A 23,632-nucleotide genomic window follows, 5' to 3' on the forward strand; every position below is an offset into this window, starting at 1 on the left:
ATGGCGGAAGCAGCACTCACGGAAAATCCCAAAGATTTGATTGCGACCCTGAAAGGGCCTGAGCGTGTCGCCATTTTGATGATGGCGCTGGGCGAGGAATCGGCCGCCAAACTGTTCGCCCAGCTCGACCCGCGCGAGGTGCAGAAAATCGGCCAGTCGATGGCGGTGTTGCCGAATGTGACCCGCTCGCAAATTCAGGGTGTGCTGGATCAGTTTGTGATGGATCTGGAAGATCAAACCGGCTTGGCGCTGGGTACGACGGATTACATTCGCAATGTGCTCAACCGCGCCCTGGGTGAGGATAAGGCCGCGAGCCTGCTCGAACGGATTTCCGCCACCGGCAACCGGAAGAATCTGGAGTTTCTGAAATGGATGGATCCGCGGTCGATCGCGGAAATCATCCGGTATGAGCATCCGCAGATCATTGCCATCGTGCTGTCCCATCTGGAAAGCGATCAGGGGGCGGAAATTCTGCAAATGCTGCCGGAAAACATGCGCTCGGACATCATGTTGCGGATCGCGCATTTGGATGGCGTGTCGCCGCAGGCCTTGCAGGAACTGGATGACATCATGGAACGACAGGCATCCGGCGCGGGCGGTGGCAAATCGTCGAAGGTGGGCGGCGTCAAGATTGCGGCGGGCATCATGAACTTCCTCGAAGGTTCGGTGGAAGAGGTCGTGATGGGGCAAATCAAATCCACCGATGCCGATTTGGGCACGCAGATCGAAGACTTGATGTTCGTGTTTGCCAACCTGATCGAGGTCGATGACCGGGGCATCCAGACTATCTTGCGCGAAGTGCCGTCCGATCGGCTGCTGCTGGCGATCAAAGGAGCGGATCCTGAGCTCAAGGAAAAATTCTTCAAGAATATGTCCAAGCGCGCGGCCGAAATGATGCGGGACGATCTCGAATCCTTGGGGCCAACGCGTTTGAGCGATGTCGAGGGTGCACAAAAAGAAATTCTGCAAATTTCTCGCAAGCTGGCCGAAGAAGGCAAGATCCAGCTCGGAGGTGGTGGTGAACAGTTCGTCTGATGCGGCCAAGGCGGATACGCCGATCGTCCGGCCGGTCAGTGTGGCGGCCGTGGCGAGCGCCTGGGTGCTGCCCGAATTTGCCGCTGAGGCCGCGCCGTCGCTTGTCGCAGATAGCGAGCCCAAGTTTGATCCCGCCGAAGCGGAGCGCCTGCGCGCGACCGCTCATGCCGAAGGATTCGCCGCAGGGCAGGCCGCTGGCCGCGTCGCGGGCTTTGCCGAAGGTCATGCGGCGGGTCTCGCGGCGGCGGCGGAAGAGACCGCGCGTCTGCAACAGCGGTTGCGTGGCTGGCTCAGCGCCTTGGCTGCGCCGCTGGCGGCGCTCGACGACGAGGTGTCTACACAGCTGGGTCAGTTGGCGATGCAAGTGGCGCGCGCGCTGATCTACCGCGAATTGCGGGCGCAGCCCGAGGATCTCGCTGCCGTTGCCCGGGATGCGATTGCGGCCTTGCCGGGGGCGGTGCGTGAGGTCGTGCTGGTCTGTCATCCCGAGGATGCCGCTGCCTTGCAAGCCGTTCTGGGGGGCGACCGTTGGTCGGTGCAGGGCGATGCGACGGTGACAATCCAGCCGGATGCCTCCCTCACACCGGGTGGTTTGCGGGTGGAATCTCGGACGCCCGGATTACCCTCGCGCATCGATGCCACGCTGCAGGCGCGCTGGGCCGCATTGAGCCTGCGGGTGCTCAACGAAATCGTCGCCGGACCGGCCGACCCGCTGCCCGACGATTCCTTACCGGACGAGCAATGGCAGGCGAAAAAATCGTCGCCGGAAAAGTCGTCTGAGGAGCCTGGGTCATGAGTCCCGGCATGGATCCGTCCGTATTCGATCCGCCCGGTATCTCCGGGGCGGGCGTCGGCCTGAATTGGGCGCGGGGTTTGATGGGGTTGTCCGGACGGGTTCTTCGGCCTGCGTTTGAGCCCGAGGGGCGGATCGTGCGCGTGGTAGGTCTGGCGCTGGAAGCCAGTGGGCTGAAGGCGGCGATCGGGGATCAATGCCGGATCTTTCTTGATGCTGAGCCCTTGGCGGCCACCCGCTGGGTGGATGCCGAAGTGGTGGGGTTCGCTGGGCAAAACACCTATCTGATGCCGCTGGAAGCGGTGCGGGGGCTGGCACCGGGCTGTTGGGTGAAGAACCTCGGCGCGGCGGTTCGCGTGCCCTTGGGCGATGCCTTGCTTGGTCGAGTGCTCGATGCACGCGGTCAACCGCTCGATGGCGGTGCGCCGCTCAGCGGCGAGGTGCCGGTCGATTTGCAGGGGCGGGGCAACAATCCGCTCAGACGGCGGCCGATTCGTGAACCGCTCGATGTCGGCATTCGGGCTATCAATGCGCTGCTGACGGTGGGGCAGGGTCAGCGCATGGGGATTTTCGCGGGCAGCGGGGTCGGGAAAAGTGTGCTGCTCGGTATGATGACGCGCTACACCACGGCGGAAGTCATCGTCGTCGGTCTGATTGGCGAGCGGGGGCGGGAGGTACGGGAGTTTGTCGCGGAAATTCTGGATGAATCCGCGCGGGCTCGGGCGGTGGTGATTGCCGCCCCGGCAGATGCCTCCCCCTTGATGCGGCTACACGGTGCGAATCTGGCCACGGCGATTGCGGAATATTTTCGCGATCGGGGGCAGCAGGTGTTGCTGTTGATGGATTCCCTGACGCGGTATGCCCAGGCACAGCGCGAAATCGGCCTAGCGATTGGGGAGCCTCCGGCGACGAAAGGGTATCCGCCTTCCGTGTTCGCACGCTTGCCTGCCCTGGTCGAGCGGGCGGGCAACGGCGAATCTGCCCGTGGCAGCATGACGGCGTTCTATACCGTGCTGGTTGAAGGCGATGACCAGAATGATCCGATTGCCGACGCGGCGCGGGCGATTCTGGACGGCCACATCGTGCTGTCACGCGCGATTGCCGAGCGTGGCCGATATCCGGCCATCGACATAGAAGCCTCGATTTCCCGCCTTGCGCCGGCGCTGGTCAGTCCGGCGCAACTGGATATGATTCATCGGTTCAAACAACTGATGAGTACCTATAATCAGAGCCGGGATTTGCTGGCGGTCGGCGCGTACCGGCGGGGGCAGGATCAGCGGCTGGATCGTGCCATCGAGGTGCAGCCGGATCTTGAGGCGTTCTTACAGCAATCGTTGCATGAACAGGCTTCGCTCGATGAAAGCGTCGATGCGCTGGAAGCCCTCATGCATCAAGGGGTATGAGGGAAATCATGAGCCAGGCACGCATTGCACGCATCCGTCAGGTGGAAAAAATCACCGATCAGCGCGCCACGCTAGGGCAGGAAGCAGTGGCCGCCTGCCAGCGGCAGCTGGACGAACAACGCGCGCGCCTGACGCAGCTCACCGATTATCTGGCCGAATATGCGGCGGGCATCGGTTTCGCACCGGGGGGGCGCTCGCAGGTGTTTGCCCTGCAGAATTACCGCGCCTTCATGGAAAAAATCGAGCAGACCATCGCCCATCAACAGCAAGTGGTGAGCCAGCTAGAAGGGGAGTTGGTCGCGCGCCAGCAGGAATGGCGCGAGTGGCGTAGCCAACATCGCTCCGTAGAAAAGTTGCGCGGCCGAGTCGAACAGCACGATCAACGGGATCAGGAGCGCCGAGCCCAGCAGGAAAATGATGCCCATGCCCTCGCGCACTACCGCAATCCACTGGATTCTGCGGATTCCAGCCACTGATGTACCCAGGAGTTCAAGATGCCTACTGCTGCCACTACCCCGGCCATCACCAATCTGTTGAATCCTGTGGCGAGCGTGTCACCCGCAGCCGCGAGTGGCGGCGATGCCGACGGTTCCGGATTTGCCCAGCTCATGCAGGGCGCCATCGCCCGGCAAACGCCCGCTGCCAATCCTGTCGCCCGTCCTGATGCGCCTTCGGCCAGCGCGGCGGATACGCCAACGCCGTCAACTCTGATTGCCACCTTGCAGCAATTGCTGGGGCAGGGTTCGACTTCCCTGGCTTCATCCTCCCAGGCTGCTTCGGGCAATGCCGCCTTACGCGCCCAATGGCAGACCTTCATGCAGCAGCTCTCGGCCTGGTTGAATGCATCTGGCGAGGGGCAAACTGGGAGCCGAGTTTCTGACGGAAATGCCGAGGCATGGGCAAAACTGCAGGCGCTGGTAAACGGCTATCTGGCCGCGAACCCCGATGCGTTGGGCGGGGAGGATGCCTTGCGCACGAAATTGACCGAGGTGTTGAAGCAAATTCAGCCGGGGGATCAGACGCTCTCGTCCGGCGATGCCGCCTGGCTCGCCGCGCTTCAGCCGGGGCTGGCGGCCGCCGTCGCGCAGCCTGCGGGAGGGGCTTCGGAGGGTGCGGGTTTACCGACCCATGGGGCTGGGCAGCGGAGTTTGGCTACGACAGCGCTGGGGTTGGGCGCTGTGGCGGGCGGGGGGGCGGAGTCCGCCCTGCCTGCGGGGGGCGTTGGCGTCGGTTCCGGCGGCCAAACCCCGCAGTTTGCCGCGGCGTTACTGAACCCTGTGCAGGATGCCTTGCCACAATCGGCAGAGGCGATGTTGGCGCAGCTGGCGTCGGCGCGGCAGTCGGGGCAATCCGGCATCGTGGATCGTGCGACGGATAATTCCGCCAATGGATTATCTGTGTTGCCGCTGGGGTTTTCTGTACCGAATGCCGCCATGCAAACCGCGCCGTTAGCGGTACCTGCGCCATTGGCATTGCAACAGCCTGAAAGCATGAACCAATTAGGGCAGACGATTCAATGGATGGTCGGGCAAAATATTTCTCGCGCCAACCTTTCGCTTCATCCGGAGCATTTGGGGCCGTTGCAGATCAGTATTGATCAAAAAAATGATCAAACCACGATCCAGATTACTGCAATGCATTCCATTACACGGGATTTGCTGGATCAGCAACTGCCGAAATTGCGCGAATGGTTGAATGAGGCAGGATTGGCCAATGCGCAAATTAGCTTGAATATGGGGCAATTCGGCCAGCAATCCGCAGGGCAATCGGCGGGGCAGTCGTCCTCGAAGGATGCCGCCACCGGGCGAGAATCTTCCGGTGATTCCGTGCAGCCTGTCACGGCGGCGCCCGCAGAATCCACGATCTTACAAGGACGCATCAGCCGCCTAGGGGTGGATACCTTTGTTTGAGGGTCGTAATGGAGGGATGCACGGATTCAAGCGGTGATTTCTGGATTTATCTTCCGTGGATAATGAATCAGCTGGTTTTGGATAAATTAATTTATTCGCGCTTGAATTGACGCGATGCAGTCGCCTGCCTAGAATATGTTGGCTTTCTAAAACATTTATACGGTATTGGAGACTCCACATGATTGATTTGAATGGTATGACCGAGGCGGATTTGCGGCAATTAATGAGTCAGGCAGAGCGCGCATTGCGTGATCGCCATCAGCAGCGTATTCATGGTTTGCGCAAAGAGGCCGAAGAATTAGCCGCGAGTTTGGGTATGACGGTCGCGGAAGTTTTTGGTCTGGAAAAAGCTCAGAAATCCATGGCCGGAAAAAAAGTCGCGCCGAAATATATCAATCCGGCGAATCCCGCCGAGACTTGGACTGGGCGCGGCAAACGCCCCCGTTGGTTGGCTGATGCTTTGAATGCAGGCGCTTCGTTGAGCCAGTTCGCGGTTTAAGCCATTACGCCGCCTAGGGTGACTTGGGTGCTGTGAAATCCAAAATGCCGACGCCTCTGCGCGTCGGCATTTTCGTTTGCGGTTGCCTCGATGGTGCTTGTGACGGGATCAGTCGAGCGGCTCCGGCAGCGTGCGTGCCAAGGCAAGGGCTTCAGGCAGCCATTCGGGCGGGTGCTGCAATTCGCCCGTGAGTTGTTCGATGGCGCGCCAGATGACGCCGTGTTCCCGTAACAGGCGCTCGTCTTCTGCCCAGCGTTTGACTGCGGCTTCCGGAACGCCCTGGTGTTTGGCCACGCTGATGAATTGGATCATGGCATCGCGGTGCCAATGCGCCCGTTTGATGCTGCGGTGATCCGGCCGCTCGGCCACGGCCATGGATGCTGCAGCGATCAACGGTGCGCTGGGGTGTTGTCGGTCTTTGTCCCGCATGAGCAGTTGCGCGGCCAGCGGGGCGACGACATCGATCGGTGCCTGATAGGCCAAGGCCAGGATCAATGCGGTCTGACGCCGTTCGTCCGCCCCGGCTGCCGGCACATCGCGCGCGGCACTGCGGCGAATCATGAGTTGCACCAGCGGCTCGGGTGCTCGGGCGGCAATGAACAACCGCGCACCCCTTGCAAGCTCGGTGTCGCTGAGCTGTTCGCCCAGCCGGTTAAAGGCCAGAGTCCAGAGAGACTGCTGACTTTGGTTCGGCTGGTCGCCGAGCAGGGGGGCGAGAATGCCCCAAGCCTCGTCGTTACCTCCTTGCTCGATCAGTTGATCCACCAGCAGCGTGGTTGCTTCGAGGAGCAGGTCATCGGCGTGCGCGGCAGCCGCGAGCTCGATCGCGCTCTTGGCCGGTTTAATGGCTTTGAACAAGGCGCCCTGCCCTTGATACAGCCGGGCAAGATCCAGGAGGGCATTGATGCGTTGTTCACCCGGCAAGGTGTCGGCGCGATCCTGCGTCAGCGCGATTTCCAGCTGCTGAATGGCCGGATTGATCTGGCCGGTGGCGAAGAGCGCGAGGGCATAGGTGTGCCGCAGCGCGCCCTCGGGATAATGATCCAGCGCCGGCGCGGCCAGCGCGATGGCGTCCTGTGGCTGACCGGATTCAATCAGCCGGAAACACAACACATCCGCCAGTTCGGCCGCGCGGGCGGGTTGGCAGTGGAGGAACCAGGGCAACAGCCTGCGGGTGTCTTCATCGCGGGCGGTTTCATGCTGCCAGTGGGTACTGTAGAACCAGTCCAGAACCGGTGTCACCCGGTGGCAGTCGATCGCGGCGTCCGGATGGGCCAGTGCGTCCAGAGCGGGGCGGAGTTCATCAGGGATATTCGGAAAAATCGAGGGTTGGATCATCGGAATTCGCCTAGACACCGGGCTGCGGTGATCGAAAATCAGGCCGCTATGGTACCGAGTTCTTGTCCGCGATGAGCTCGTGATGCGTCCGTGGGGATGAATTTTCTTTCAGATGCGTTCCGTGCGAGGCAGGGCGCCCCAACGCAGTCATACTTTGGATGGATTTGTTGGATGTTGTCATCAGGCTGCTAGAATGCGCCCCGGAGTTGGTCAGACTGTCGCGGCGCAGCAATGCGCGGAGGAAAGTCCGGGCTCCATAGGGCAGGGTGCCAGGTAACGCCTGGGCGGCGTGAGCCGACGGAAAGTGCCACAGAAAACAAACCGCCGAACGCTGCCGCAAGGCAGGCGTGGTCAGGGTGAAAAGGTGCGGTAAGAGCGCACCGCGCCGGTGGTAACACACGGCGGCACGGTAAACCCCACCCGGAGCAAGGCCAAATAGGGAAACGATGGCGCGGCCCGCGTTGTTTCCGGGTAGGCTGCTTGAGCATACCGGTGACGGTATTGCCAGATGAATGACAGTCCTAGACAGAACCCGGCTTACCGACTGACTCCCCCTTTTTTCGGTTGAACCCGGATTGTTCGTTCCGGTTCATCCGGCCCTGTCGTGGGCGTTTGTGCCCGCTCGCCTTCCCACGCCGCAACAGATTCTTCCACCTGATGCGGCGGGCGTGCCCGGATGGGGCGGCGTCTGAGTCAAGGACGGCCGCATTGCGATCGCCCTTTCTCGCTTAATTGCTGAAAAAATCACCAATTTTCTTCGTGCGCTTTCTTTGAATCGTTCTGCAACCTTCTGTTTTTAGCAGGGTTTCGCTTGATTTAATCCCTTGTTATTTGCCGCGTAACTCTTTGTGCGGTAAAGAAATTTTGCCTTTTTCGTACTTGTTTGCCCCATGGAGTGGCGGTATAGTGGCGCCCAAGTGGGGAAAAGTGGGATTTGGTGGAATAAAGTGTTTCGCGGCGTCACCAATCTGAGTCTCGATAGCAAAGGTCGGCTCACCATGCCGACCCGGCATCGGGCAGGCTTTGCCGCAGATCAGGATGCGCTGGTCATGACGATCGACGCCCAGGCGACTTGCCTTTCTCTGTATCCCTTGTCGACTTGGTTGGCCATCGAGCGGCAAATCGATGCGCTGCCTTCGCTCGATCCCGAAGCGGTGCGCATCAAACGCATGTTGATTGGCCATGCCACGGATCTCGCGCTGGATACGGCGGGGCGAATTCTGGTGCCGCCCGAGCTGCGCCAATACGCCGGCCTGGAGAAGGACGCGGTGCTGCTGGGGCAGGGCAAAAAACTGGAGTTGTGGTCTCAGGCGAACTGGGCGGAGCAGACGCTCGCGTTCAGTCAGTCGGCCAAATCCGGGGTCTTGCCGGCCGCCTTGGCGGAGATTGCGCTGTGAGCCTCGGCTACGCGCACGACACGGTGTTGCGCGACGAGGCGGTGGCCGCGTTGTCCATTTGCCCCTCCGGGATTTATCTGGATGCAACTTTTGGTCGTGGTGGCCATAGCCGCGCTGTTTTGGCGGCATTGGGCGCAGACGGCCGGTTGTTCGCGACCGATCAGGATCTCCAAGCGGTGGCGGTTGGTGAGGCGCTGGCCACGGAAGATGCCCGCTTTGCCATTCATCACGCGGCGTTTTCTGCGGCGGCTTCGTGGTTGACGGCGCTGAATCTGGCGGGGCGAATCGACGGCGCGTTGTTCGATCTGGGGGTTTCTTCGCCGCAAATCGATCAGGCAGCGCGGGGGTTCAGCTTTCAGCAGGATGGCCCGCTGGATATGCGGATGAATCAAGCGGTGGGCGAGACCGCCGCCGAATGGTTGGCGCGCGCCGATGAGGCCGAAATTGCCGATGTGTTGTATCGGCTGGGCGAAGAAAAATTCTCTCGCCGGATTGCCCGCCTGATCGTTCAAACCCGCGCCGAGCGGCCATTGCTTCGCACGGCGGATCTGGCGCGCCTGATTGCCGAGGCCAGTCCGCGGATCGATCCGCGCAAACACCCGGCAACCCGCAGCTTTCAGGCCATTCGCCTTCATATCAACCGCGAGCTCGACGAAATCACCCGCGCCTTGCAGCAGATGCTGGATTTGCTGGCGGTGGGTGGTCGGCTGGTAGTGATCAGCTTTCACTCGCTGGAAGATCGAATCGTCAAGAATTTCATGCGGGATCACAGCACGCCCGCGCGGGATTTCTTCGGGCAGCCGACCGGCGTCGTTCGGCTGAAGCGGGTGGGCAGTGCGATTCGCGCCAGTGCCGAGGAAGTGGCGCGCAATCCGCGGTCGCGCAGCGCCATCATGCGGGTGGCGGAGAAACTGGCATGAAATACCTGCTGTTCATCCTAGGGCTTGCGGTGTTTGTGTCGGCGTTGCAGGTGGTCGATGTCGCGCAGCGTGATCGGGATGTCACCCGCGCCTTGAGCGCCGAGCGGGCCGCCATCGCCAAACTGAATGTCACTTATGCCGAACTCCAGTTGGAAGAGGGCGCGCTGGCGGCTCAGGGTCGGGTTGACCGGATTGCCCGCAGCCGCTTGAACATGCAGCCGCCGACCAGTAAACAGATCACGGTGGTGTTCCGATGAATGCCGTCAAGCCCGCCTTGAACCGTAAACAGGTGCCGCAGACGGGCGCCCGAACCGTTTGGGTTCTGGGTGCCGAGCTGATCCGGGCGCATTGGCGCGTCAGTATCGTGCTCGGTGTGTTTGTCTTGGCAGCCCTGACGCTGATCGGTCGGGCGGTGCAACTGCAAATCAGTGAACAGCGATTCTATGTCCAGCAAGGCGGCGATCGGCAGCAGCGCGCGCAGATCATTCCGGCTCATCGGGGCATGATCGTGGATCGTAATGGCGAGCCGCTGGCCATCAGCGTGCCGATGGACTCGGTCTGGGTGAATCCGCTGGAACTGACCAAGTTTTACAACGAGCTGGCTACCGGTTCGGTCAGTAAAAAAGTGAAGGATCGGGATCCTTTGGCCACGCTCGCCAAGCTGTTGGAAATGCCGCCAAGCCAGTTACAAGCGTTGGTGGCGAGCAATCGCAGCAAACAGTTTTTGTATGTCAAACGCTTGATCCGCCCGAGCGTGGCCGAACAGATTCAGGCGGCGCGTCTGCCGGGCGTGGGGCTGCAGCGTGAGTATCAACGGTTTTATCCCACCGGCGATGTAACGGCGCCGTTGTTGGGGTTTACCAATATCGACGATCAGGGGCAGGCCGGGTTGGAGGCGGGGTATAACAACTATCTGGCCGGGATTCCGGGCAAGCGCTTGATCTTGAAAGATGCGCATGGCCAGGAAGTCGATGACCTCGGCGTGCAGAAGGCCGCGCAACCCGGACACGATCTGGTGCTGTCGATTGACAAGCGGTTGCAGTTTCTCGCCTACAGCGCCTTGGCGCAGGGCGTGGCCGAGCATGAGGCCGAATCCGGCTCGGCGGTGTTGATGAATGTAGCGACGGGTGAGGTGCTGGCGATGGCGTCCGTCCCCTCGTTCAACCCGAACAATCGAGCCTCGATGGTGCCTGAGGCGACACGCAACCGGGCGATGATCGATCAGTTCGAGCCGGGTTCCTCGATGAAGCCGTTCACCATCACGGCGGCGCTGGAAAGTGGGCGTTGGACGCCGGCGAGTACGGTCAACACGACACCGGGCTGGGTGCGGATCGGGGGCTTTACGATCCGCGATCACCGCAATTACGGCGTGCTGGATTTGCGCGGCATTCTGGAGAAATCGAGTAATGTCGGTGCCAGCCATATCGCAGAAGACATCGGCGCTGAGGCGCTGTGGAAAAACATGCGCGCCTTCGGCTTCGGACAGATGACGGGGATTGGGTTTCCGGGGGAGGTTGCGGGTCGTCTGGAGGACTGGCGGAAATGGAGCGTCAGCGGCACGGCAGCGCATTCCTATGGCTATGGCCTCGCGGTGACGACGCTGCAACTGGCCGCCGCCTACGCGGCATTGGCCAATCATGGCCGCTATATCGCGCCGACCCTGTTCAAGCGCACGGGACCCATCACCGAGACGCAGATTGCGCCGGCGCAAGATGCCGACGCCGTGGTCAATATGCTGCAGGCGGTGGTCAGCCCGGAAGGCACGGCACCCAAGGCCCGCATCACCGGCTTCCAGATTGCGGGTAAAACCGGCACCTCGCGCTTGCTGGGCAGCGACGGCGAATATTCCACCAAAAACTACAACACCGTGTTCGCGGGCATCGCCCCGGCGAGCGACCCTAAGTTGGTCTTGATCGTGGTGGTGACCGATCCGCAGAAAGGCAGCTTTTACGCGGGGGATGTCGCCGCGCCGATTTTTCACCAAATCATGGCGGGCACCCTGCGTCTGCTGAACATCCGGCCAGATGCGCTGCCGAATGAACCCAAGCCGCTGACGGCGAGTGGTGCGCCCCTGCCGACGGCAAACACGGCACGACGGGGGGGCGCATGAGCATCTTGTCCTTCTCGCCGCGTTCACTCGCCGCGCTCGGTGCCGCTGTTGGCCTGCCGATCCCTGCGGCACTGGCCGATCTTGCTGTATCGGGTTTGACGGACGATACGCGCACCCTGGCAGCGGATCGCCTGCTGCTACTCCGCCCTTCACCTCAGGCTGAGCAATATCTGGCGCAAGCACTGGCTCAACCCGTGGCGGCGGTGATTGCCCCCTGGGGCATCGTTTCGGATGACCCGCGCGTGCTGCGGGTGGTGGATTGGGCGGGAACCTGGCAGCAGCTTGTATCGGTTCTGCGCGGGCAGGCAATCGCGGCGATGACCCTGATCGGGGTGACCGGCACGAATGGCAAAACCAGCGTGACCCACTTCATCGCGCAACTGCTGCTCGGTAGCGGAGCACCGCACACCGAGGTGATCGGGGTGATTGGCACGCTCGGCGCCGGTCGGTATACCGCCGGATCGGTCAGCTGGTCGCCAACCGCCAACACCACGCCCGGCTTGCTGGAAACCTTGATCCTGTTGGCGGATTTTGCCGCACAAGGCGTGCGCTATGTCGCCATGGAGGTTTCCTCGCACGCGCTCGATCAGGATCGGGTGGCGGGTTTGCCGATCCGGGTGGCGGTATTTACCAATTTGAGCCGCGACCATCTCGATTATCACCGCGACATGGATCGTTATCTCGCGGCCAAACTCAAGCTGTTTTCCCGACCCGGTCTGATGGCCGCGATTAGTAATGTCGATGGCGACTGGATCGAGGCACTCTGCGATGCGATGCACCCCGATGCCGATTGCTGGGTCTATGGCGCTGGAGCAGCCCAGGGGCGAGCGGCCGATTGTCATCACATTGCCCTTCGGCGTTTGAAGATCCTCCCGCAGGGTCTGTCGATGGCGGTGGATACCCCGTTTGGCGCCGTGACCTTGGCCCCGCCGCTGTTGGGGCGATTCAATGCGGCGAATGTGCTGGCGGCATTCTCCGCCGTGCTGGCGTTGGGCATGCCCTTGCCTGCCGCCCAACGGGCTGTGGCGACACTGACACCGCCGCCGGGTCGCCTGCAGCAGATTGGTCTGCCGAATGGCGCGCGGGCGGTGGTTGATTATGCCCATACGCCGGATGCGCTCGCGCAGGTGTTGCAGGCACTGGCGGCCCATCGATCCGCCGGGGCGAAAATCTATTGTGTGTTCGGTTGCGGCGGGGATCGGGATACGGGCAAGCGTCCGCAGATGGGCGCAGTGGCGGATCGTCTGGCCGATGGGGTGATTTTGACGAACGACAACCCGCGCAGTGAAGACCCCGCGTCCATCCTCGCGGCGATTGCCGAAGGCATGACCCGCCCGCCCGTGCTTTGCCCGGATCGGGCGGCGGCGATCTTCCAGGCGCTGACGGCGGCGGCACCGGGCGACTGGGTGCTGATTGCGGGCAAAGGGCATGAAACCACCCAGATTCAACAGGATGTGGTCATTCCCTTTTCCGATGCTGCCGTGGTGGCTGATTGGGTTCGTGCCCAGCAGCGGGCGGGTGTGTCATGTTGAACACCCCGTTCGCACAAATCGCCTCCTGGCTGCGTTGCCCCATGCCCGACGGGGTGCCCGCCGATACGCGGGTGATGGGAGTCAGTACCGACACCCGCAGTTTGGCGCCCGGCAACCTGTTTTTTGCGCTGAAAGGCGCGCGGTTCGACGGGCACGATCATCTGGCCGCTGCCGCAGAGCGGGGCGCCGTGGCCGCAGTGGTGAGTCGGCCACAGCCTGCATTGGCCTTGCCGCAATTCGTGGTGCCGGACACTCTGCAGGCGCTGCAAATGCTGGCGCAGGCTTGGCGGCAGACTTGCCCGGCCACCGTGGTCGCGCTCACCGGCAGCGCCGGAAAAACGACCGTCAAGCAATTGCTCGCGGCGATGTTGCAAGCGGCGGGTCGCACGCTGGCGACGGACGGCAATCTCAACAACGACATCGGCGTCCCGCTGACCCTGCTGCGCATGGATGACGCGCACCGGTTCGCCGTCATCGAGATGGGGGCGAACCATGTGGGCGAAATCGCGCAACTCACCGCCCTGGTGCAGCCGAAAATTGGCCTGGTGACCATGGCGGGGCGCGCGCATATGGGCGAGTTTGGCTCGGCCGAGGCCATTGTCCGCGCCAAAGGCGAACTGTTCGCCGGTCTTGCGCCGGATGCAGCGGCGATCATGAATTTCGACGATGCCGGGCTGGCTTACTGGCAGGCGCATTGCGACGCCGTGCAGGCTGGGTTTTCGTTGAACGGTCATCCGGCCGCGCGCTGGCAGGGGCGGTATGACCCGGCGGCGCATCAGCTCGCCATCGCGGAAGCTGGTACGCCGTTGTTTGCCGCGCTGCCGATCCCCTTGCCCGGCGCGCATAACGCCCTGAACCTGCTCGCTGCGGTGGCCGTTGCCCGAACGGCGGGCTTGTCTGCAGCGGTGATTGCCGAGGGCTTGGCCGGTTTCGTGCCCCCCGCCGGACGGATGGCGGAACGGCGATTGCCGCAGGGGCTGACACTGCTTGATGACAGCTACAACGCCAATCCCGAGTCCATGCGCGCCGCGTTGCAGGAGCTGGCGCGCCGACCGGGGCGCCGGGTGGCCGTGCTGGGCGATATGGGTGAACTCGGCGTTTACAGCGCGGCGGAGCATACCGCGCTGGGCGCGTTTGCTGCGGCACTGCCGCTGGATGCGTTGATTGCCTTGGGCGATGACATGCGCGCCACCGTCGCTGCCTTCAATGCCGTTCGCCGGGGCGCCGCTGCGGTGGAGAGCGTTGAAGCGGCGGTGTCGGCGGTTCAACCCTGGCTGGCAGATCAGTCCAGCCCGCTGACAGTTTTATTCAAAGGATCCCGATTCATGCGAATCGAACGCGTGCTGGCCGCGCTCGCGCCCACCGCCGAAACCGGGGAAGGGCATTGAGATGCTGCTGATTTTGTTTGAGTGGCTGGAAAAATATTACAGCGCGTTTGGCGTGTTCCGTTACCTCACCCTGCGCGCGATGCTGGGTGTGATGACCGCCTTGCTGGTGGCGTTGTGGGTAGGCCCCGGCATGATCCGGCTGCTGCAGGCGTTCAAAGCTGGGCAGCCGATCCGTTCGGATGGGCCGCAATCGCATCTGAGCAAGGCCGGCACGCCCACGATGGGCGGCGCGCTCATTCTGGTGGCGATTGCTGTGGCGATGCTGCTGTGGGGTGACCTCGGTAATCGCTATGTCTGGATTGCGCTGCTAACAACCTTCGGCTTTGGGTTGATCGGCTTTGCGGACGACTACTTGAAACTGTCCAAACGCAATAGCCGGGGATTGGCGTCGCGCTACAAGTATTTTTGGCAGTCGCTGATCGCCTTGGTGGTGGCGGTGGTGCTGTTCTCGATCGCCAAAACCCCGCAGGAAACCGGATTGATCCTGCCGCTGTTCAAAGATGTGCTGATCCCGCTGGGCTTTGGGTACATCCTGCTCACCTATTTCGTGATCGTCGGCAGCTCGAATGCCGTCAACCTGACCGATGGCCTGGACGGTCTCGCCATCATGCCCACCGTGCTGGTGGCCGGGGGGCTCGCCGTGTTCGCCTATGTGACCGGCAATGCCAAATTTGCGCTGTATCTCGGGATTCCCTATGTGCCTGGCGTGGGGGAGCTCGCGGTGTTCTGTTCGGCCATCGTGGGTGCCGGGCTCGGATTTTTGTGGTTCAACAGTTATCCGGCGCAAGTGTTCATGGGTGATGTCGGGGCGCTGGCGCTCGGTGCCGCCTTAGGGGTCGTCGCGGTGATGGTGCGGCAGGAAATCGTGCTGTTCATCATGGGCGGGATCTTCGTGCTGGAAACGGTATCGGTCATTTTGCAGGTGGCTTCGTTCAAACTCACCGGCAAGCGGATTTTCCGCATGGCGCCGATTCACCATCATTTTGAGCTCAAAGGCTGGCCGGAGCCCAAGGTGATCGTCCGATTTTGGATCATCACCGTGATTCTGGTGCTGATCGGCCTCGCTACGCTGAAGGTGCGTTGATGAACGGCCAGGCACTCATTTTCGGCATGGGGCAGAGCGGGCAGTCCGTGGCGCGGTATTTCACGCGCATTGGGCGACCGTTCCGCGCCGCCGATACCCGCCGGGATGAAGGGCTTGCCCAGCGCTGGCGGACGGCGTTTCCCGGGGTGGAGATCGCGCTTGGGGATTGCCCGGCCAGCCTGCTCGATGGCGTGGACGAGCTCATCGTCAGCCCTGGGCTCGCCATGACTGAACCCTTGATCCAGACGGCTCAGGCGCGCGGCATTCCAGTCGTCGGCGATATGGCGCTCGCCCTGCGCGACAATCAACGCCCGGTGGTGATGATCACCGGTTCCAACGGCAAGAGCACGGTGACGGCGTTGGTCGGGGCGTTGCTGCAATCGCTCGGGATTCGGGCGGGGGTTGGCGGGAATTTCGGCACTCCGGCGCTTGATCTGTTGCTCGATGCGCCCGAAATCCTGGTGCTTGAAGTATCGAGTTTCCAACTGGAGACGATGCAGCTGGCGGACTATGCGCCCACGGCGGCGACAGTCCTGAATGTCAGCCAGGATCATCTCGACCGGCATGGCACGATGGCGGTGTATGCCGGGTTGAAAGCGCGGGTGCTGCGCCACGCGGCCACGGCCGTCATCAATGCGGACGATCCCTGGGTTGCCGCAATGCCCAGCGCGGCGGGGGCTCGGCGGGTCGCATTCACGCTCGGGGCGCCCGCCCAGCCGGTGGACTTTGGGCGAATCTTCACCCAGGGCGGCTGGTGGCTGGCGCAAGGGGCGCAGCCGATTCTGCCGGTCGATGCCCTCGGAATTCACGGCAGTCACAATCAGGCGAATGCGCTCGCGGCACTGGCCTTGGTGCAGGGCGTCTTGCCGTCCGTTGCGCTGGATGATCCCCGGCTGATCGAGACCCTGCGGCGCTTTTCGGGCCTGCCGCACCGCGCACAGACCGTCGGCGTCGTGGGGGGCGTGCAATTCATCGACGACTCCAAGGCCACCAATGTGGGGGCAGCAGTTGCTGCGATCCGGGGCATCGAGGCGCCATTGGTGCTGATCGCGGGCGGGCAGGGCAAGGGACAGGATTTCACGCCGCTGGCGGAAGCGCTGCGGGAACGGGCGGTCGCGGCGGTATTGCTGGGGCAGGATCAGGCCGCCGTGGCGGCGGCATTGACGCGCGTGCTCGGCGAAGGATTCACGCAGATCCGCGTGCAGACCCTGTCGGCGGCGGTGGCCGCGGCAGCGCAGTGGGCACCCGCCGGGGGCGTCGTCTTACTGGCGCCGGCCTGTGCCAGTCTGGATATGTTCGCCAATTATCAGGATCGCGGCCGGCAATTTGCCCAGGCGGTGGCGGCGCTGACTGCGCGGGAGGCCACGGCATGAACGCGATGCTCGCCAAACTCCTCCCCTGGCTCGCGCGCGGCAATGCCGTGTCGGCGCGCGAAGAACGGGGCATCCTGATTGATCCCGTTCTGCTGCTGGCCGCCGCCACCCTGTTGGCCTGGGGCTTGGTGATGGTGACCTCGGCTTCGATGGAACTGGGCGAGCAGTTTGGCAATCCGTTTCACTTCGTGATTCGGCAGGGATTTGCGGTCGTGGTAGGGCTGCTCGTCGCCGGGGTGATCGTGCTGCGGGTGCCGATTGCTTTTTGGGTCGAGTACAAAGCGGCGATTCTAATTGCCTCGGTGCTGCTTCTGCTGGTGGTGATGTTGCCGGGCGTAGGGCGTGAAGTGAATGGCGCCAGCCGTTGGATTCCGCTTGGGCCGGTGAATATTCAGGTTTCGGAGTTTTCTCGCCTTGGGGTGATCATCTGGATGGCGGGTTATATCGCCACCCACACCATCAAGCTGCAAAACCGGATCAGCGGGATTGCCGGCCCGGTCATGGTGATTGGCGTGGTCAGCATCCTGCTGCTGCTGCAACCGGATTTCGGCACCACGGCGGTGCTGGATACGACGCTGTTCGCGATGGCCTGGCTCGCGCGGGCGCAGTGGCAGACGATGGTCGGCTCGGTGTCCCTGCTCGGGATCATGGGCTTTTTCGTGGTGATCTCCGAGCAATACCGGATCGAGCGCCTGATGTCGTTTTCCAACCCCTTTGCCGATCCTTTCGGGCATGGCTACCAGCTGGCCAATGCGTTGATCGCGATCGGCACGGGCGGCGTTTTTGGCCGGGGGTTGGGGGAAAGCATTCAGAAACTGTCGTATCTGCCCGAGGCGCATACCGACTTTATTTTCGCGGTGCTGGCCGAGGAACTGGGACTCGTCGGGGTGATGGCTTTGATGGCCTTGTATGCCGTCATCGTCTGGCGCGGTTTTGCGATTGCGAACATGGCATGGCGGGAAAACCAGATTGCTGGCGCGGCGCTGGCCTGGGGGATCAGCGTCTGGTTTGGCATGCAAACGCTGATCAACATGGGCGTGAACATGGGCTTGCTGCCCACCAAAGGATTGACCCTGCCGCTGATGAGTTACGGCGGCTCGGCCATCATCGTGGCGCTGATGTCGCTGGGGCTGCTGTTTCGCGTGCATCACGAAGCGGCCTCCGTCATCGCGTTGCGTGAAGCGCAGCAGGCGCGGCAAGGATTGGCCTCGGCAACCACAGGACACGGGCTATGACGACCAACGCACAGGATCGGGTGATTTATCTGCTGGCGGGCGGCACCGGCGGGCATGTCGTGCCCGCGTTGACCGTGGCCAAGGCATTGGCGGAACGGGGGTTTACGATCCGCTGGCTGGGTACGGCCGCTGGAATCGAAGCCAAACTCGTGCCCGCCGCAGGTTTCGCCCTGGATTGGCTGGATATCGGCGGGCTGCGGGGTAAATCTGTGGGGCAACGCCTGGTGATGCCGCTGCGTTTGCTGCGGGCGGCCTGGGTGGTTCGCCGGCTGTTTCTGCGCCATCGACCGGTGTTGGTGATCGGTATGGGCGGGTATGCGGCTGGCCCGGGCGGACTCATGGCGCGCTGGCTCGGCATCCCGCTGATCATTCACGAGCAGAATGCGATTGCTGGCTGGACCAACCGCTGGCTTGCGCCCTGGGCACGGCAAACTCTGGCGGCTTATGTCGGCGCTTTCGCCAAGACGCCGCCGCATTTGACGGTGGTAGGGAATCCGGTGCGACCGGAAATTACGCAGATCCCGCCCCCGGATCAGCGCGGGCTGGCGCGGCGCGGCGCAACGCGCGTGCTGGTGCTGGGCGGAAGCCTCGGCGCGCAGGCCATCAACGAACAGGTTCCGGTGGCGCTGGCGCGCATCGCGGCCGAGCATCCCCTCGATATCCGGCATCAAACCGGCGTGAAGCACCTTTCTACCACGCAAGCCGTGTATGACCGCCTGCGCTGGTCGCCCGCCAGCTCGGTGCAGGTGCAGGATTTCATCGGGGACATGGCCGAAGCCTATGCCTGGGCAGATTTCGTGATTGCGCGGGCGGGCGCCTTGACGGTCGCAGAGATCGCTGTTGCGGGCGTCGGCGCCCTGTTCATCCCCTTCCCGCATGCGGTGGACGACCATCAGACAAAAAATGCCCAACCGCTGGTGCAGGCCGGGGCGGCGGTCTTGGTGCCACAGGCGCAGATGACAGTCGAGTCACTTTTCGCCCAGCTTTCGCCCCTGCTCAAAGACGAGGATCGCCTGCGGGAGATGGCTCGCGCTGCCCGGCAACAGGCGCTGCCCAAGGCAACGGAAACCGTGGTGCGGATTTGCCTTGAGACCCTGAATGCAACGGAGGTTCAGGCATGATTACCCCGGTACAGACCCCGCGTCCCGTGGTCGATATCCGCATGCGCAAGCTCAACCAGGTGCACTTCGTGGGCATTGGCGGGGCGGGCATGAGCGGCATTGCCGAAGTGCTGAAAACGCTCGGCTTCATCGTGACGGGCTCGGATATGGCCGATTCGGCGGCAGTGCAGCGCCTGCGTGGCTTGGGCATTCCCGTCACGATCGGCCATGAGGCGGCCACGGTCGCGGCGGCGGATGTGCTGGTCATTTCCACCGCCGTCCAGCCGGATAATCCCGAGCTCGTGGCCGCGCGTGAACGGAGGTTGCCGATCGTTCGCCGTGCCGAAATGCTCGCGGAACTGATGCGCTTCCGGATTGGTCTGGCGGTGGCGGGCACCCACGGTAAAACCACCACGACTTCGCTGCTGGCGGCGATTCTGGCCGAAGCGGGGCTCGATCCGACCTTCGTGATCGGCGGCAAACTGCTTTCCTGCGCGGCCAATGCGCGGCTCGGTCGTGGGGAATATCTCGTGGCCGAGGCCGATGAATCCGATGCCTCGTTCCTGCACCTGCAGCCGCATGTGGCGATTGTCACCAATATCGATGCCGATCATCTGGAGACCTATCAAGGGGATTTTGGTCGGCTGGTCGATCATTTCGTCGAGTTCCTGCACAACCTGCCGTTCTATGGCCTCGCCGTCCTGTGTGCGGACGACCCGGTCGCGGCGGGCATCGCCCCGCGCGTCGGACGGCAGGTATTGACTTACGGCATCGAGCAACCGGCGGATGTCCGGGCAAGCGAAGTGATTGCCGACGGCTTTAGCAGTCGGTTCCGGGTCAGCCTGCCGACGGGCGACACTTTCGACTGCGCCATCGCCATGCCGGGGCAACACAATGTCCTCAACGCGCTGGCGGCCATCACCGTCGCGCAGGATTTGGGCGTGCCGGTGGCGGCGATTCGTCGGGCGCTGGCCGAATTTTCCGGTGTTGGCCGTCGGCTGGAGCGGCGGGGCAGTGTGACGATCGCGGGGCGGCCGGTCGCGCTGGTGGATGACTATGGCCATCACCCACGGGAACTCGCCGCAACCCTGCAGGCGGTGCGTGCGGCGTGGCCGTCACACCGGCTGTGGGTGGTGTTCCAGCCGCATCGGTTTACCCGCACCCGGGATTTGTTCGAGGATTTCGTGCGCGTGTTGTCTGCGGTCGAGCACCTGGTGTTGCTGGATGTCTATCCGGCAGGTGAGACCCCCATCGCGGGCGCAGATGGCCGCAGTCTCGCGCGGGCGATTCGTCAACGCGGCCAGACCGAGCCGGTCTTCGCGGCGACGCCGACTGAGGTGTTGAGCTTGCTGCCGGATCTGATTGCGAACGCGCCGGATGATCGACCCGATCTGGTTCTGACGCTGGGCGCGGGCAATGTCGGCAGCCTGCCGGCGGAACTGCTGGCACGCCATGGGGCACAGGAGGCTCGGTCATGATCCCCGCAGACAAATTCGGCCGGGTGTTGGTGCTCTACGGCGGCTGGTCGTCCGAGCGCAGCGTGTCGCTCAACAGCGGCGCGACGGTGATCGATGCCTTGACGCGCGCCGGGGTGGCCGTGACCGCGCTGGATGTGCAGCGGGATTTTCTGCCGGAACTCATGGCACAGCATGCGGCACAACCGTTCGACCGCGCCTTCATCGTGCTGCACGGCCAAGGCGGGGAAGATGGCCAGATTCAGGCGGTGCTTGAATTGCTGGGTATTCCTTATACCGGCACGGACCGCACCGGATCGGCGATCGGCATGGATAAACTCGCCTGCAAACGCATCTGGCGGGGCGAGGGCTTGCCCACGCCGCCCTGGGCGATCGTCCGCACACTGGCCGAGGCTCAGGCCGCCTTGCCAGCCCTGGGGTTGCCGGTGATGCTCAAACCCGTTGCGGAAGGGTCGAGTGTCGGCGTGTCCAAGGTCAATACGGCAGCCGAGCTGGCGGCTGCATTTGCCGCAGCGTTCGCCCACGGCGGGCGGGTGTTGATGGAGCGCTATATTCGCGGCGCGGAATACACCGTGTCGATTCTGGGTGAACGGGCGCTGCCGGTGATTCGCCTGTCCACCCCGCATGAGTTTTATGATTTCGACGCCAAATATCTGGCCAACGACACGCAATACCACATTCCCTGCGGACTTGATGCCGACGCAGAGGCCGCGATGCAGCGTACGGCACTGGCCGCCTTTGCGGCCATCGGCGGACGCGGCTGGGGTCGGGTGGATTTCATGCGCGATGAGTCCGGGCAGGACTGGCTGATCGAGGTCAATACCGTGCCCGGGATGACGGATCATTCGCTCGTGCCGATGGCGGCGCGGGCGGTGGGCTTGTCGATCGAAGCGCTGTGTTTGGCAATTCTGGCGTCCACCGTGGGCGAGGGGCAGCCATGATCATCGCCCGTGCCACCCAAGCCAAACGCAAGGCACCGCCGCTGTCCGAACAGCTCGCGCCGGTTTGGGCCTGGTGCACGGGTTTCCTGACGCGCCTGCTGAACTGGTCGCTGGCGCTGGCCTTGCTCGCTTTGATGGGGCTGGCCGGTTGGGGCATCTGGCAAAAGCTGCAGCAGCCGCTCACGACGGTGCAGGTGATCGGGGGCAATGCGCTGGTGCCCGATCGTTGGGTGCAAGAAGCGCTGAAGCCTTGGATGAATCAGGATATTTGGCAGCTGGATCTGGCCGCCATTCAGCATCAACTGGAGCAAAACACCTGGTTGACCCAAGTGTTCATCCAGCGCGTCTGGCCGAATCGATTGATCGTGCGGATCGGCGTGCATCAACCCGTTGCCCGTTGGCAGGGCACGGAATTGCTGGATGAGGACGGTTCGGTCTTTACGCCCACCCCGATGGCGCATGTCGACAACACCCTCGATGCCCTGCCCGACATCAGTGGGCCGGATGGCCGACAGTGGGCGGTTTGGGATCGGTATCTGACCCTGAAACAGGCATTGGCAGGCATCGGCCTTGCAATGACCGGGCTGGTGGAAAATTCCCGGGGTTCGCTGGATGTGCTGCTGACCGATGGTGTGCGGATTCATCTGGGTAGCCAGGACATCGAATCGCGGCTGCAGCGGTTTTTGGATGTCTACCCCCGCACCCTGAGTGGCAAGCTCGATCAAGTGGCTGCCATCGACCTGCGGTACACCAATGGATTTGCCGTGCAATGGCGCCCGGGCGCGGCGGCATTGACCGATCAACAGACGAAACCCAAAACCTGAACGGATAAACTCCAAGAGAAAATCATGGCGATTGCAACACGAAAAACGGAACGGGACTTGGTGGTAGGGCTGGATGTGGGCACCAGCAAGGTGGCCGCATTCGTCGGCGAATATGACGCCGACGGCAACCTGAGCCTGATTGGCTATGGTCAGGCTCCCACCAACAAAGGATTGAAGCGCGGTTCGGTGGTCGATATCGAATCGACTTCCTTCGCCATCCAGCGCGCGGTGGATGCTGCCGCAGCCATGTCCAACTGTGAGGTTGGCTCGGTCTGGGTAGGCGTGGCGGGCGACCATGTGATCAGCATCGATTCAAAAGGCATGACCGGCACGGGTGGGCGGGAAATTACCGCCGCCGACATCGCCCAGGTCGTGCAATCGGCCAAGGCCGTCAAAATCCCGGATGGGCAGCAGATTCTGTACAGCGAGCCGCAGGAATATCGTATTGATGGCCAGGACGGGATTCGCAAGCCGCAGGGCATGACCGGCCATCGGCTAGAAGCCGATGTGCATATCGTCACCACCGCCACCAACAATGTCCGCAACATCATCAAATGCGTGGAACGCTGCGGGCTCGCGGTGACCGGCACCAAACTCGACCCCATCGCGGCGGCGGCGGCGGTGCTCAACGAAGATGAAAAAGAGCTCGGGGTTGCCCTGGTGGATATTGGCGGCGGTACGACGGACATTGCCATCTATTTCCGTGGCGCCTTGCGCCATACCGTGGTACTGCCGATCGCGGGCGAGCAGATTACCAACGATCTGGCCTACGGACTGACCACCCCGCCGGTGCAGGCTGAGGAAATCAAACGCCGCTACGCCAACCTGAATCCCATGGATGAACGGCAAATGGCGGAAGAAATCGAGGTGCCGGGCGTCAGTGGGCGGCAGCCACGGCGGATTTCCCGCGACACCATGATGCGTATTTGCCGTCCCCGGGTGGAAGAAATCCTGGGGTATGTCCGTGAAGCGCTGCGCAGCTCGGGCTACCACGAAATGATCAATGCCGGCGTCGTATTGACCGGCGGCACGGCGGCCATGCCCGGCCTGGTCGAGCTCTGTGAAGACTTCCTGCAAATGCCGACACGACTCGGCATTCCGCAAGGGGTGCACGGCAACCACGAATCCCTCGCCAATCCCGCGAACGCCACGGGCGTTGGCCTGTTGCTGCTCGGCCGGTTTGCCGATGCAGAGGCGACCCAAACCACCGAAACCCGTTCGATGGCTCCGGTAACCGAGCGCGTACGGCGCTGGTTCAAGGAAATGTTTTAACCC

The 23,632-nt window shown here is 62.7% G+C and carries 21 protein-coding genes and 1 other RNA gene; 21 read left to right on the forward strand and 1 reads right to left on the reverse strand.

Annotated elements, in window-relative coordinates; genetic code table 11:
• The 6 genes from fliG (at nt 1) to VOI35_RS01815 (ending at nt 5,640) form a co-directional block, all read left to right on the forward strand.
• On the forward strand, nt 1-1,035 hold the full coding sequence (gene fliG / locus VOI35_RS01790; RefSeq protein ID WP_407276194.1) for a flagellar motor switch protein FliG: 1,035 nt from the start codon (nt 1-3) through the stop codon (nt 1,033-1,035).
• Nucleotides 1,019-1,831 (forward strand): FliH/SctL family protein, encoded by an 813-nt coding sequence (locus VOI35_RS01795; protein ID WP_407276195.1) that lies wholly within the window; start codon nt 1,019-1,021, stop codon nt 1,829-1,831. The genes fliG and VOI35_RS01795 overlap by 17 nt, the downstream gene beginning before the upstream one ends.
• Nucleotides 1,828-3,231: a flagellar protein export ATPase FliI gene (gene fliI, locus VOI35_RS01800; protein ID WP_407276196.1), complete on the forward strand. Its 1,404-nt coding sequence runs from the start codon at nt 1,828-1,830 to the stop codon at nt 3,229-3,231. Before VOI35_RS01795 ends, fliI begins: the two co-directional genes overlap by 4 nt.
• An 8-nt stretch (nt 3,232-3,239) precedes the next feature.
• Nucleotides 3,240-3,707, forward strand: coding sequence for a flagellar export protein FliJ (locus tag VOI35_RS01805; protein WP_407276197.1), 468 nt, complete (start codon nt 3,240-3,242; stop codon nt 3,705-3,707).
• A gap of 18 nt (nt 3,708-3,725) precedes the next feature.
• A complete protein-coding gene (locus VOI35_RS01810) occupies nt 3,726-5,141 on the forward strand; it encodes a flagellar hook-length control protein FliK (protein WP_407276198.1) in 1,416 nt (471 codons plus the stop codon).
• A 178-nt stretch (nt 5,142-5,319) separates the two neighbouring features.
• Nucleotides 5,320-5,640 (forward strand): H-NS family nucleoid-associated regulatory protein, encoded by a 321-nt coding sequence (locus VOI35_RS01815; protein ID WP_407276199.1) that lies wholly within the window; start codon nt 5,320-5,322, stop codon nt 5,638-5,640.
• 108 nt (nt 5,641-5,748) lie between these two features.
• On the opposite strand, the gene VOI35_RS01820 is transcribed toward VOI35_RS01815, so the two are convergent.
• Entirely contained in the window at nt 5,749-6,978 is a 1,230-nt protein-coding gene (locus VOI35_RS01820) for a tetratricopeptide repeat protein (protein ID WP_407276200.1), read from the reverse strand.
• A 202-nt stretch (nt 6,979-7,180) separates the two neighbouring features.
• Between VOI35_RS01820 and rnpB the strand changes: the two genes are divergently transcribed.
• The 15 genes from rnpB to ftsA all read left to right on the forward strand — a co-directional run bounded on the left by rnpB (nt 7,181) and on the right by ftsA (nt 23,629).
• An RNA gene (rnpB, locus tag VOI35_RS01825) (RNase P RNA component class A) lies at nt 7,181-7,534 on the forward strand.
• 334 nt (nt 7,535-7,868) lie between these two features.
• A complete protein-coding gene (gene mraZ / locus VOI35_RS01830; RefSeq protein ID WP_407276201.1) occupies nt 7,869-8,375 on the forward strand; it encodes a division/cell wall cluster transcriptional repressor MraZ in 507 nt (168 codons plus the stop codon).
• Nucleotides 8,372-9,295, forward strand: coding sequence for a 16S rRNA (cytosine(1402)-N(4))-methyltransferase RsmH (gene rsmH, locus VOI35_RS01835; protein WP_407276202.1), 924 nt, complete (start codon nt 8,372-8,374; stop codon nt 9,293-9,295). Before mraZ ends, rsmH begins: the two co-directional genes overlap by 4 nt.
• Complete coding sequence (ftsL, locus tag VOI35_RS01840; RefSeq protein ID WP_407276203.1) at nt 9,292-9,552, forward strand: cell division protein FtsL; 261 nt, start codon at nt 9,292-9,294, stop codon at nt 9,550-9,552. The genes rsmH and ftsL overlap by 4 nt, the downstream gene beginning before the upstream one ends.
• Nucleotides 9,549-11,405 (forward strand): peptidoglycan D,D-transpeptidase FtsI family protein, encoded by a 1,857-nt coding sequence (locus VOI35_RS01845; RefSeq protein WP_407276204.1) that lies wholly within the window; start codon nt 9,549-9,551, stop codon nt 11,403-11,405. Before ftsL ends, VOI35_RS01845 begins: the two co-directional genes overlap by 4 nt.
• Nucleotides 11,402-12,937, forward strand: coding sequence for a UDP-N-acetylmuramoyl-L-alanyl-D-glutamate--2,6-diaminopimelate ligase (locus tag VOI35_RS01850; RefSeq protein ID WP_407276205.1), 1,536 nt, complete (start codon nt 11,402-11,404; stop codon nt 12,935-12,937). Before VOI35_RS01845 ends, VOI35_RS01850 begins: the two co-directional genes overlap by 4 nt.
• Entirely contained in the window at nt 12,931-14,325 is a 1,395-nt protein-coding gene (gene murF / locus VOI35_RS01855; RefSeq protein WP_407276206.1) for a UDP-N-acetylmuramoyl-tripeptide--D-alanyl-D-alanine ligase, read from the forward strand. Before VOI35_RS01850 ends, murF begins: the two co-directional genes overlap by 7 nt.
• Nucleotide 14,326: 1 nt before the next feature.
• Nucleotides 14,327-15,409: a phospho-N-acetylmuramoyl-pentapeptide-transferase gene (gene mraY / locus VOI35_RS01860; RefSeq protein ID WP_407276207.1), complete on the forward strand. Its 1,083-nt coding sequence runs from the start codon at nt 14,327-14,329 to the stop codon at nt 15,407-15,409.
• Nucleotides 15,409-16,782, forward strand: coding sequence for a UDP-N-acetylmuramoyl-L-alanine--D-glutamate ligase (gene murD, locus VOI35_RS01865; protein ID WP_407276208.1), 1,374 nt, complete (start codon nt 15,409-15,411; stop codon nt 16,780-16,782). The genes mraY and murD overlap by 1 nt, the downstream gene beginning before the upstream one ends.
• Nucleotides 16,779-18,017 (forward strand): putative lipid II flippase FtsW, encoded by a 1,239-nt coding sequence (ftsW, locus tag VOI35_RS01870; RefSeq protein WP_407276209.1) that lies wholly within the window; start codon nt 16,779-16,781, stop codon nt 18,015-18,017. Before murD ends, ftsW begins: the two co-directional genes overlap by 4 nt.
• Nucleotides 18,014-19,138 carry an undecaprenyldiphospho-muramoylpentapeptide beta-N-acetylglucosaminyltransferase gene (gene murG / locus VOI35_RS01875; RefSeq protein ID WP_407276210.1) on the forward strand — a complete coding sequence of 375 codons (1,125 nt, stop codon included), beginning with the start codon at nt 18,014-18,016 and terminating at the stop codon, nt 19,136-19,138. Before ftsW ends, murG begins: the two co-directional genes overlap by 4 nt.
• Nucleotides 19,135-20,595, forward strand: coding sequence for a UDP-N-acetylmuramate--L-alanine ligase (murC, locus tag VOI35_RS01880; protein WP_407276211.1), 1,461 nt, complete (start codon nt 19,135-19,137; stop codon nt 20,593-20,595). Before murG ends, murC begins: the two co-directional genes overlap by 4 nt.
• On the forward strand, nt 20,592-21,533 hold the full coding sequence (locus tag VOI35_RS01885; RefSeq protein ID WP_407276212.1) for a D-alanine--D-alanine ligase: 942 nt from the start codon (nt 20,592-20,594) through the stop codon (nt 21,531-21,533). The genes murC and VOI35_RS01885 overlap by 4 nt, the downstream gene beginning before the upstream one ends.
• A complete protein-coding gene (locus tag VOI35_RS01890; protein ID WP_407276213.1) occupies nt 21,530-22,357 on the forward strand; it encodes a cell division protein FtsQ/DivIB in 828 nt (275 codons plus the stop codon). Before VOI35_RS01885 ends, VOI35_RS01890 begins: the two co-directional genes overlap by 4 nt.
• A gap of 30 nt (nt 22,358-22,387) precedes the next feature.
• Nucleotides 22,388-23,629, forward strand: coding sequence for a cell division protein FtsA (gene ftsA, locus VOI35_RS01895; protein ID WP_407276775.1), 1,242 nt, complete (start codon nt 22,388-22,390; stop codon nt 23,627-23,629).
• The last annotated feature ends 3 nt before the right edge of the window (nt 23,630-23,632 follow it).

The sequence above is a fragment of the Halothiobacillus sp. DCM-1 genome, assembly GCF_045689735.1.
Taxonomy (GTDB): Bacteria; Pseudomonadota; Gammaproteobacteria; order Halothiobacillales; family Halothiobacillaceae; genus Halothiobacillus.